This is a genomic window from Aeromonas sp. Lyrl_2, from assembly GCF_051948815.1.
In the GTDB taxonomy this organism is placed as follows: domain Bacteria; phylum Pseudomonadota; class Gammaproteobacteria; order Enterobacterales; family Aeromonadaceae; genus Aeromonas; species Aeromonas veronii.
In genome coordinates this window covers 249,793-259,938 of sequence record NZ_JAYJLJ010000005.1, presented here as the reverse complement: position 1 = coordinate 259,938, position 10,146 = coordinate 249,793, and the positions used below count along the sequence as shown (strand labels likewise).

Genomic DNA, 10,146 nt, shown 5'->3' with positions numbered 1-10,146 from the left:
ATAAAAAGGGTCGCACTGCGACCCTTTCTGGCAATCCGGCTGCTGTTACATCGCTGCGCGGAAGATGGCGACGATCTCTTCGTGGCTCGCCTGTTTCGGGTTGGTGAAGCCGCAGGCATCTTTCAGGGCGTTGCTGGCCAGGGTATCGAAGTCATCGGCCTTGACGCCGAGTTGCTCCAGACCGGCCGGGATCTTCACATCCAGCGCCAGCTGCTTGATGGCGGCAATGGCAGCGGCGGCGCCCTGCTCGTCGTTCATGGCGCTCACGTCCACCCCCATGTAGCGGGCCACATCCTTCAGGCGAGCGGCGCTCACCTGGGCGTTGAACGCCTGAACGTGGGGCAGCAGCACGGCGTTGCAGACGCCGTGGGGCAGGTCGTAGAAACCGCCCAGCTGGTGGGCCATGGCGTGCACGTAACCCAGGCTTGCGTTGTTGAAAGCCATGCCGGCCAGGAACTGGGCATAGGCCATCTGCTCGCGGGCATGCAGGTCATCGCCATGGTGAACGGCGGTGCGCAGGTGCTTGGCAATCAGCTCGATGGCCATCACGGCGCTGGCATCGGTCACCGGGGTGGCGATGGTGGAGACATAGGCCTCGATGGCGTGGGTCAGGGCATCCATACCGGTGGCGGCGGTGAGACCGGCTGGCTTGGCCAGCATCAGCTCGGGATCGTTGACCGACATCAGCGGGGTAACGTGCTTGTCGATGATGGCCATTTTCACGTGGCGTGCTTCGTCGGTGATGATGCAGAAGCGGGTCATCTCGGAGGCGGTACCGGCGGTGGTGTTGATGGCGATAAGCGGCAGTTGCGGCTTGGCGGAGCGATCCACCCCTTCGTAATCCTTGATGCTGCCACCGTTGGCGGCAACCAGTGCGATGCCCTTGGCACAGTCGTGGGGCGAGCCGCCACCCAGCGAGATGACGCAGTCGCAGCCGTTGGCCTTGATCATGGCCAGACCCGCTTCGACGTTGCTGGTAGTGGGGTTGGGTTTGGTCTCATCGAAAACTGCGCTTTCAATGCCATGTTCAGCCAACAGGGTGGTGAGCTTGGCGACCACGCCGATCTGGTTGAGAATTTTGTCGGTGACGATCAGCGCCTTGCGATAGCCGTAACCCTTGATATCGGCGGCAGCCTCTTGCAGACAGCCTGCACCCATCAGGTTGATAGCGGGAATATAGAATTTGAATGTAGCCATGATGGACTTCCTATAGTTAGCCATTAAGTGGTAGTTAAGAGCTAGGCTACCATCTAGAAAGGGATACAAAAGCATCTTGTTTACAACTTTACGGGGTCGATCACGAGTCGTTAATTAAGCGCTGAACCAGGCTTGACTTTCTCGCATCTGACTCGATTTGCAGAAAAACGTTTGTCAATTATTTCATTGAGTTAGCAAACGTTTTGCGCAATGTTTGTTACTGTCAATGCGTGGAAGTGTGAGGCGCTTCAAGGAATTGGAAAGCGCTTTCGACCATAGTTGGCGCCTCCCCGAAGAGGGGGGTAAAGGCTTGAAAGTATCATAAAGAATCATCTTAATTTGCGTCCTGACCATGCTGGCAGGGGGCAACCAGGAGTCCAATATGTCTGATGTATTTCACTTGGGTTTGAAGAAAGCGGATCTGCAAGGCGCCACCCTGGCGATCGTCCCCGGTGACCCCGAGCGTGTAAAGCGTATCGCAGAGCTGTTGGATAACCCGGTACACCTGGCCAGCCATCGTGAATTCACTACCTGGCGTGGCGAGATGGACGGCAAGGCCGTGATCATCTGCTCTACCGGTATCGGTGGCCCGTCCACCTCCATCGCAGTGGAAGAGCTGGCCCAGCTGGGTATCCGCACCTTCCTGCGTATCGGCACCACCGGCGCCATCCAGCCGCACCTGAACGTGGGTGACGTGATCGTGACCACCGGTTCCGTGCGCCTCGACGGTGCCAGCTTGCACTTCGCACCGATGGAGTTCCCGGCTGTTGCCGACTTCGACTGCACCACTGCGCTGGTTAACACCGCCAAAGAGATGGGCTCCAAGCTGCACATCGGTGTGACTGCATCCTCCGACACCTTCTACCCGGGTCAGGAGCGTTACGACACCGTATCCGGCCGCGTAGTGAGCCGTTTCCAGGGTTCCATGAAAGAGTGGCAAGCCATGGGCGTGCTGAACTATGAGATGGAATCTGCAACCCTGCTGACCATGTGCTCCAGCCAGGGCCTGCGTGCCGGTATGGTGGCTGGCGTTATCGTCAACCGTACCCAGCAAGAGATCCCGAACGCCGAGACCATGGCGAAGACCGAATCTGATGCCATCAAGATCGTACTGGGCGCTGCCCGCAAGCTGATCTGATAGCACCACAAAGAGTGGGGGGTGGGGGCCGTTGCGAAAGCGCGGCCCCTATCTTTATCCGCCATTTGTCCCTTTTCTTCTCGCGTCACGCCTTTCTCTATTCCCGCCGCACTCGCGTCTATTGCCATCTACTGACGGCCTCTACTGATTGCTCCTAAAAAGGCGCGGCACAGCGGATCTGCATCGGCTCGCCGCTCACCGGATGAGCAAAATCCAGCTCGCTGGCATGCAGCATCAGCCGCGGCGCCTGTTCGCAGCCGGGTTGCAGCAGGCCGCCATAGAGATCGCAGCCGAGGATGGAGTGGCCCAGCAACTGACTGTGGATGCGCAGCTGATGGGTGCGGCCGGTCTCCGGCACCAGTCGTACCCGGGTCAAAGGCACGGTCTGCCCCTGCATCTGCAACTCCAGCCGCTCAATCACCTGATAGTGGGAGCGGGCGGGTTTGCCGCTGGCGGCGCAGATCTTCATCAGCGGAAAGAGGGCCGGATCCTTGGCGATGGGGGCGTCGATAACCCCTTCGTCGTCAATCAGATGACCGCACAGCAGGGCGCTGTAGGCTTTGCTCACCGCCCGCTGGCTGAACTGCTGGCAGAGCAGGGCATTGATGGCCTTGTTTCTGGCGACCACCATGATGCCTGAGGTGCCAAAATCTAGGCGATGCACCAGGGTGCAGCCTGGGAAATCCTGCACCAGTCGATAGTGAACCGAGTCGAGGTTCTGCGGGTTCTTGCCCGACAGACTCAGCAGGCCGCTCGGCTTGTTGATGAGCAGCAGGTGCTCATCTTCGAACAGGATCTCGATGGCGGCATTGCAGGGCGGGGCAATAAAGGTGTCGACGATAACGGACATAGGTGGCACAGGCTGGAAACGGGGGGCGATCATACCCGAACCGGCGCGGCCGGGCGAATGGGCGGTGCGCTGCCTCGGAAAATGAACGGCATGACGCCATGCAAACTTTTGATAGTGAGCCGTGTTGAGCGAGGTGGCGTGCCGTGCAAACCGCCCAGGTCAGCAATAAGGCCCCGTTTTGTGACCCCTTCCCGAGTTCATCCGAGGCTTGCTTGTTAAGGTATGGCTCCCTGTTATGTTGTAAGGACTCATCCCATGGCACAGCCTGTTATTCTCGATTGTGATCCCGGCCACGACGACGCCATCGCCCTCATTCTGGCGCTGGCCAGCCCTGAACTTGACGTGCTGGCGGTCACCACCAGCGCGGGCAACCAGACGCCGGACAAGACCCTCAACAATGCCCTGCGCATCCTCACCTTGCTGGGGCGTGACGATATTCCGGTGGCGGCAGGGGCGCCGAAACCGCTGGCCCGCGAGCTGATCATCGCCGACAACGTCCATGGCGAGTCGGGCCTCGATGGTCCCAAGCTGCCGGATCCCGCCTTTGCACCGCAGGGGATGACGGGGATCGAGCTGATGGTCAAATGTCTGCGCGAGAGCGCGGAGCCCGTGACTCTGGTGCCGACCGGCCCGCTCACCAATATCGCCCTGCTGCTGGCGGCGCATCCCGAGCTCAAACCCAGGATTGCCCGCATCGTATTGATGGGGGGCGCCGCAGGGGCTGGCAACTGGACGCCTGCTGCGGAATTCAATATTTATGTGGACCCGGAAGCGGCCGATATGGTCTTTAAGTCGGGTATCCCCATCACCATGTGTGGCCTTGATGTGACCCATGAGGCGCAGGTGATGGATGAGGATATCGAGCGGGTGCGCGCCATCACCAATCCGGTGGCCCAGTGCGTGGCCGGGCTGCTCGACTTTTTCATGATCTACCATCGGGATCCCAAGTGGGGATTTGCTGGTGCACCGCTCCACGACCCCTGTACCATTGCCTGGTTGCTGGCTCCCGAGCTGTTCCACGGGGTCGAGTGCCGGGTCGATATCGAGACCAGTGGGGAGCATACCGTGGGGATGACGGTGGTGGATCGTTATGGTCTGACCGGCAAGCCAGCCAATGCGCTGGTATTGTTGGGGCTGGATCGTCCGGGCTTTATCGATCTGCTGGTGACGCGGCTGCGGGCGTTTGACTGAGCGCCGGTTCATTTTTGCAAGAAGGGGCGGGGAATGTGGAAGAGAGGCTTGGTGCTGCTGGCCGGGTTGCAACTGACAGGCTGTGCGACGCCATTCGAGCGGATGTGGCAGGGGCTGGCGACCTGTGAATTTACCGATCTCTATGTGGATGAGACGGGCAGGGCCGCCAATCTACAACTGGCCAACTACACCCCCTACAAGGTGAGCGATGGCTTTGCCTGGTACAAGGTGCACGAGGAGCTGCACGGCCTGCCGGTGGTCGGCTTTATCGTGCCCGCTTCCAGCTTCGAAGTGCATGCCCTGTTTGTTGATACCCCCATCGCCAACGCCCGCCGGCTGACCCACAACGCCTACGGCAGCGAGTTTAGCGACGAGCAGAAGCACAACGAGGGCTCAGCCCCTCTGCTTTTGCGCGATCCCAACAACCCCAAGCGCTCCATCATCGACTGCACCCGCGGCGAGTCTGACGGGGAGCTTGAGGATTCGGTCATGCCCGAGTAGGGCGACCTGTCACGCCATCGGCCTGAAAATAGAGGGGCCAGCCTTGCCGGCTGGCCCCTCTATTTTGTTCCCCTTCGCCAGCCTAAGGGGCTGGCACGGCACGCGTTGGCATTCCTTCTCGAGGTGTTTGTTATGTTCAACTCACAGTAACTTCATAATAACGTTCAACATTAACAGAAACTTTACCCCACTTAGACGATTTAACTCTTAGCTGATGCCTATCAAAAGCAGTTTGATCTTTAAACTCTTCATATACATCGAACCGATACTGGTTTTCTTCGTTTTGCGTGACTTCAAAAATCAGACAACCATCCTCTAATCTCGTCAAACGAATATGATTGTCTAGCTCATTGATAACAGCAGTTAACTCAGCTTGTGGCACAACAATGAAGCCTTTTAGAATCACCTTGCTCAATTTTCATCCTTTTAAATTTTTGCAGATGTAGCTGATTTGTTTATGTGAAGCGCATAACACTCGGATCAGGGATAGCTCAACGTCTCTTTGATAAGCGGCAGTTGAGCCTTGATCCACGCCGGATTGATGGGCCCCCAGTCGCTGATGCGGTAGTGTCCCTGCAGGTGGCGAGCCCCCTCGGTCTGCTCGAAGGCGCAGCTGATATCGAGTTCGGCCAGCGCCGTCAGGGTATCTTGCGCGGTGCGGCGCGGCATGCCGGTCGCCTCCATGATGGCAGGTACCGTATCCGTGCCCTGGCTGATCAGCCAGGCCACGTAGAGCCGCCGGTAGAAGCTGGTGCGGGTCTTGCTCGGCTCGCTCATATCTCGTCCTCAAGACGATCGAAGTAGCGCCAGGTCGCAATGGCTGCCTTGCCCATCACTAGGGCCCAGAGGCCGAACCAGAACCAGCGGAAGAAGCTCCAGGTGGAGGCGTCAGGCTCTGTGCTCTCGATCTTGGTGACGTTGGGGAACATGGAGAACATGTTCACGCGCCAGCCGTAGGAGGTGATGATGGCCAGGCGTTTCTCGAACTCCATCGACTTGGCCTTGGCCTGGACGTCGGCGGCGTTGAACTTGAAGTAGAAGGGCCAGCCCCACTCGGTATCTTCATTGCGAAACACCCGGATCTTCTCGCCGGGGCGCTCGGTGTAGATGTAATAGACGTCGGTGGTGGGGCCGTCAGCCGGGTTCTTCTGGCTGATGGGGCCATCCTTGTCGGTGCGCTTCACCTCGACCCCGGTGATGGTGGCGATGGTGTGCTCCGGCAGGTAGTAGTCGAGCCAGGCGGCGGAAATGAGGGCGATGAGCCCCAAGGCGATAAAAGCGGGTTTCTTGAATCTCAGGCTCATGGTGTGCTCACGTGAGGGGGAGTAACGTGCCTCTACCATACCGATATTTGACAGGGCAGCCCAGCCCCTTATGGCGCCACAAGCCAAAAAATGGCGTTTAAAACAGAGACAAAGCCATTGCTCCATCAACAAGAAAGGCCCTTGCGGGCCTTTTTGTCTGGTTCACTTTGTGCGCTTACAGCTGGAATTGGGCCAGCTGCTTGCGTTGCTGCTCGGCGAGCTGGGAGAGCTCGTTGCTGGCACTGGCGCTCTGGCTGATGCCGGCGGAGCTCTGGCTCACGATCTCGTGAATATTGGTGATGTTGCGGTTGATGTCGGCGGTGACGCAGGACTGCTCCTCGGCGGCGGTGGCCACCTGGGCGTTGGCGTCGTTGATCTGGCGTACGGCACCGGTAATGCCGCTTAGCAGATCCTGCACCTGAGCGGACAAGCGCTGGTTATGGCTGAGGATCTCCAGAGTCTCCTGCACGCCGTTGTTGGCGGATTGGGACTGGCTCTGCAGCCGCTCGATGATGGCCTGGATCTCCTTGGTGGAGTCCTGAGTACGGGCTGCCAGCATTCTCACCTCGTCGGCCACCACCGCAAAACCACGTCCGGTTTCGCCGGCACGGGCCGCCTCGATGGCCGCGTTGAGGGCCAGCAGGTTGGTCTGCTCGGAGATCCCCTGGATCACTTCAATTACCTTGCCGATCTGCTCGGACTGGGATTTGAGCTGGGCCACGATGGCGGCAGCATCTTCCAGACTGCCCGCCATCCGGCTGTTGGCGGCAATGCTTTCGGTAAAGAGGGCGAGCCCCTGTTCGACCCGGCCATTGGCATCCCGTGCCAGCTCGTCGGCGATGGCTGCATTGTGGTTGACGTTGTCAGCGGTGCTGGAGAGTTCGGTTACGGCGGAGGCGACCTGTTCGATCTCGCTGTGCTGCTGCTTTGCATTGGCCTCGGACTGGGTCATCACGGCGGCCAGCTCGGTGGCGGCGGAGGCGACGCTGTTGCTGATCCCGGTCAGGTTCTCGATGGTGCTACCAAGTTGCCCCAGAGTGAGATTGATATCTTTGGCCAGACGGGTCAGCTCGTTGTTGCCCTCCGCTTTGGCGCGCACGTTGAAGCGCCCTTGCGCCACGGCGTGCATCACCTCTTGTAGCTGACTGATGGGGCTGACGATGCGCCCGGAGAGGACCCAGCCACAGATCAGCGCCGCCAGCAGGGTACCGGCGGTGAGCAGCAGGGTACGCAGCAGGGTGGCGTCGTAGTGGGCCTGCTCTTCGGCCAGCTCTTGCTGGATCAGCTGGTTGATGTGGGCGGACATGCTGTCGATCTGCTTGATCAGCTGTTCACCCAGCTCGCGGAAATGGAGGCGAGCCGCCTCGTAGGCGACCGGATCGCCGCCACCCTGATGTTTTTGCGCCAGCAGCGGCAGCATGTTGCTGCGGGTATGGCTGAGGTAGGCCTGCAGGGCGGCAGCGACCTGACGGTTATCCTGCTCGGCACCGGGGAGCACCAGACGGCCGAGGATGGTATTGATCTCCTGCTCGGCGCTGTTGAGGTTTGCGGGCAGTGCGGCAAACAGCTTGGCATCGTAGAGGCCATAGATGGCGCTGGTGCGTAGCCGGTAGGTGGCGTGGATCAGTTTGGCAATATCGTCCTTGTTTTGGACCACGCTCTGGGTCGTCTCATCTATGTCATTGATGGCTTCATCCAGTCCCTGTTTGCTGATGGCGATCATCACCATCATCAGCAGGCTGGCCAGCAGCAAAGGTATCAAGACCTGGACACGTATTGATAGATTATTCAATGACATAAATGGCTCTAATCCGGAATTGGAGGAGCCGATATCTTACACATGCACGTCAGGAGCTGTCACAGGCTTTTATTGCTGAAATGTGCTGAAGAAAAGGTTTTTTCTTGTGAGAAAGGAGCCGTTTAGGCATGATTGAGCGCTTTATCCCCTGAATATGTGGTACAACTGGCTGGGTTGTGTCAATCCTGTCCTGTTTTCGTGATTTCCCGCTCTCGTCATATGGAGGTGTGTAGTGTCCAGCTGGATCGATCCGGCCATTCTGGCTCTGTTTATCCCGACCTTTTTCTTTGTCTCGGTGACCCCCGGCATGTGCATGACCCTGTCGATGACGCTGGGGATGAGCCTGGGTGTGCGCCGTACCCTGCACATGATGTGGGGTGAGCTGATCGGGGTAGGGTTGGTCTCGGTACTGTCGGTGATCGGGGTGGCCGCCATCATGCTCAACTATCCGGGGATCTTCGCCGCCTTCAAATATGTCGGGGGCGCCTATCTGGTGTGGCTCGGCATCCAGATGTGGCAGGCCAAGGGGAAGATGGCCATTCCGGCAGATCTCTCGGCCGGTCAGCAGACCAGCGCCATGGGACTGGCGGTGCAGGGCTTTGTCACCGCCATCGCCAACCCCAAGGGGTGGGCCTTTATGATTTCCTTGCTGCCCCCCTTTATCTCTGCCGACAAGCCGATGGCGCCGCAGATCAGCGCGCTGGTGGCGCTGATCCTGGTCATCGAGTTCTCCTGCCTGCTGCTCTACGCCAGCGGTGGCCGCACCTTGCGCCACTTCCTCGCCAGAAGCGGCAACGTTACCCTGATGAACCGCATTGCCGGTACCCTGATGCTGGGAGTGGGGGTCTGGCTGGCGCTTGGTTGAGCGCCGTCAGTGACCCTCGCCACAAAAGAAAAATGCCACCGTCGGTGGCATTTTTTATGGGCGCGGCTTGGCTCAGCGAGGCTTGAAGCGCTCGACCCAGGGGTTGGCGGTCAGGCCGTGGAGCAACACGCTCAATATGATGGTGCAGAGCACGGTGGCGATGATGGGGCGTTGGCCGATCAGCGCCGGCTGGTTTTGCAGCACCATCACCGCAAAGACGATGCTGGCAAGGCCCCGTGGCCCGAACCAGCCGATAAAGAGCTTGAGCTCTGGCTTGAGGCCGGTGCCGATGAGGCTCAGCCAGACCGGCAGCATCCGCAGCAGGGTGAGGCTGGCAATGGCATAGAGCCAGTATTGCCAGTGCATCAGCTCCGGCAGCATGGGGAGCAGGGTGGCACCGAACACCATCCAGATCACCACAGAGAGCAGGTCGCCATACCCCTCGCAGCTGTCCATATAGGCGTGCTTGTGTTCACCGAGTCTGCGCCCGATAAAGAGGCCGCCGACAAAGGCAGCGATAAAGCCGCTGCCACCCAGGCTCTGGGCCAGCGCGAAGCAGAGCAGGGCCAGCCCCGGCATGGTGAGCTGTCGCCACAGTGGCAGTTGCCAACCGTTGAGATAGGAGATTTTCAGCAGCCGGATGGTGAGGCTGGTCAGCACGAAGGCAACCAGCAGGCCAATGCCGATCTCCTCCAGCATCAGGGTGATGGCAAGCGTCGCGGTTCCTGCGTGCTGTTCGGTGGGGGCGATAAGGGCCAGCAGCAGGAGCAGTACCGGCACGCAGATACCGTCGTTGAGGCCGCTCTCCTGATTGAGCCCTTCACGCACCGGTGCCGGTACGGCCGGGTTGCTGACCACCGCCTTGCCGAGCGCCGCATCGGTGGGGGCGAGTATGGTGGAGAGAATGGCCATCTCCAGCAGTGGCAAATCGGGGAAGAGCCAGTGGCCAAACAGGGCGCCACAGACCAGGGTGAGGGGCAGGCCAATCAGCAGCAGCCGGATCGGCAGTTGCCGGTTGGCCAGCAATACCTGCCAGTTGGTGTTGGCGGCATCGTTGAACAGCACGATGACCAGCGAGAGCTCGGCCAGCAGCTTGATGCCATCGCTGTCGATGGAGAGGGCGATCAGCTCCACACCTCCCGGCCCCAGTAGCCAGCCCGCCAGCATAAACAGCAGGGGGCCGTTGACCAGTTTTGATTCGAAGCGCCCGGCAATCAGGCTATAGACCAGCAAGAAAGCGGCGATCACCGCCAGGTTCTGGTAAATCAGGGATGCGTCCATGCAATATCCTTACGGCCCCGC

11 protein-coding genes are annotated in these 10,146 nt (G+C 59.5%); 4 read left to right on the top strand and 7 right to left on the bottom strand.

Annotated features, from left to right (window positions below; translation table 11 throughout):
* Nucleotides 1-45: 45 nt before the first annotated feature.
* Nucleotides 46-1,197 (bottom strand): L-threonine dehydrogenase, encoded by a 1,152-nt coding sequence (gene yiaY / locus VF684_RS06680; protein ID WP_005337978.1) that lies wholly within the window; start codon nucleotides 1,195-1,197, stop codon nucleotides 46-48.
* Nucleotides 1,198-1,579: 382 nt separating this feature from the next.
* Between yiaY and udp the strand changes: the two genes are divergently transcribed.
* A complete protein-coding gene (gene udp / locus VF684_RS06675) occupies nucleotides 1,580-2,335 on the top strand; it encodes a uridine phosphorylase (RefSeq protein ID WP_005337975.1) in 756 nt (251 codons plus the stop codon).
* 154 nt (nucleotides 2,336-2,489) lie between these two features.
* Here udp and VF684_RS06670 read toward each other — a convergent pair whose 3' ends face one another.
* Nucleotides 2,490-3,218: an RluA family pseudouridine synthase gene (locus VF684_RS06670; protein ID WP_162516118.1), complete on the bottom strand. Its 729-nt coding sequence runs from the start codon at nucleotides 3,216-3,218 to the stop codon at nucleotides 2,490-2,492.
* A 222-nt stretch (nucleotides 3,219-3,440) separates the two neighbouring features.
* On the opposite strand from VF684_RS06670, the gene rihA reads away from it, so the two are divergent.
* The gene (rihA, locus tag VF684_RS06665; RefSeq protein ID WP_139441202.1) at nucleotides 3,441-4,376 is read left to right on the top strand and encodes a pyrimidine-specific ribonucleoside hydrolase RihA; all 936 of its coding nucleotides are present in this window, start codon (nucleotides 3,441-3,443) and stop codon (nucleotides 4,374-4,376) included.
* A 33-nt stretch (nucleotides 4,377-4,409) separates the two neighbouring features.
* On the top strand, nucleotides 4,410-4,877 hold the full coding sequence (locus VF684_RS06660) for a hypothetical protein (RefSeq protein ID WP_139441201.1): 468 nt from the start codon (nucleotides 4,410-4,412) through the stop codon (nucleotides 4,875-4,877).
* 136 nt (nucleotides 4,878-5,013) lie between these two features.
* Here the strand turns inward: VF684_RS06660 and VF684_RS06655 are convergent, their stop codons facing one another.
* From VF684_RS06655 to VF684_RS06640, 4 genes are all read right to left on the bottom strand, one after another.
* The gene (locus tag VF684_RS06655) at nucleotides 5,014-5,283 is read right to left on the bottom strand and encodes a putative quinol monooxygenase (RefSeq protein ID WP_234879884.1); all 270 of its coding nucleotides are present in this window, start codon (nucleotides 5,281-5,283) and stop codon (nucleotides 5,014-5,016) included.
* A gap of 74 nt (nucleotides 5,284-5,357) precedes the next feature.
* Nucleotides 5,358-5,654 (bottom strand): winged helix-turn-helix domain-containing protein, encoded by a 297-nt coding sequence (locus VF684_RS06650; RefSeq protein ID WP_005337957.1) that lies wholly within the window; start codon nucleotides 5,652-5,654, stop codon nucleotides 5,358-5,360.
* Nucleotides 5,651-6,181: a DUF1523 family protein gene (locus VF684_RS06645; RefSeq protein WP_005337948.1), complete on the bottom strand. Its 531-nt coding sequence runs from the start codon at nucleotides 6,179-6,181 to the stop codon at nucleotides 5,651-5,653. The genes VF684_RS06650 and VF684_RS06645 overlap by 4 nt, the downstream gene beginning before the upstream one ends.
* 175 nt (nucleotides 6,182-6,356) lie before the next feature.
* The gene (locus VF684_RS06640; RefSeq protein ID WP_376898679.1) at nucleotides 6,357-7,979 is read right to left on the bottom strand and encodes a methyl-accepting chemotaxis protein; all 1,623 of its coding nucleotides are present in this window, start codon (nucleotides 7,977-7,979) and stop codon (nucleotides 6,357-6,359) included.
* Between the two features lie 232 nt (nucleotides 7,980-8,211).
* On the opposite strand from VF684_RS06640, the gene VF684_RS06635 reads away from it, so the two are divergent.
* On the top strand, nucleotides 8,212-8,844 hold the full coding sequence (locus tag VF684_RS06635) for a LysE family translocator (RefSeq protein WP_042058111.1): 633 nt from the start codon (nucleotides 8,212-8,214) through the stop codon (nucleotides 8,842-8,844).
* Nucleotides 8,845-8,916: 72 nt separating this feature from the next.
* Here VF684_RS06635 and VF684_RS06630 read toward each other — a convergent pair whose 3' ends face one another.
* Entirely contained in the window at nucleotides 8,917-10,125 is a 1,209-nt protein-coding gene (locus tag VF684_RS06630; RefSeq protein ID WP_376898677.1) for a cation:proton antiporter, read from the bottom strand.
* Between the last annotated feature and the right edge of the window lie 21 nt (nucleotides 10,126-10,146).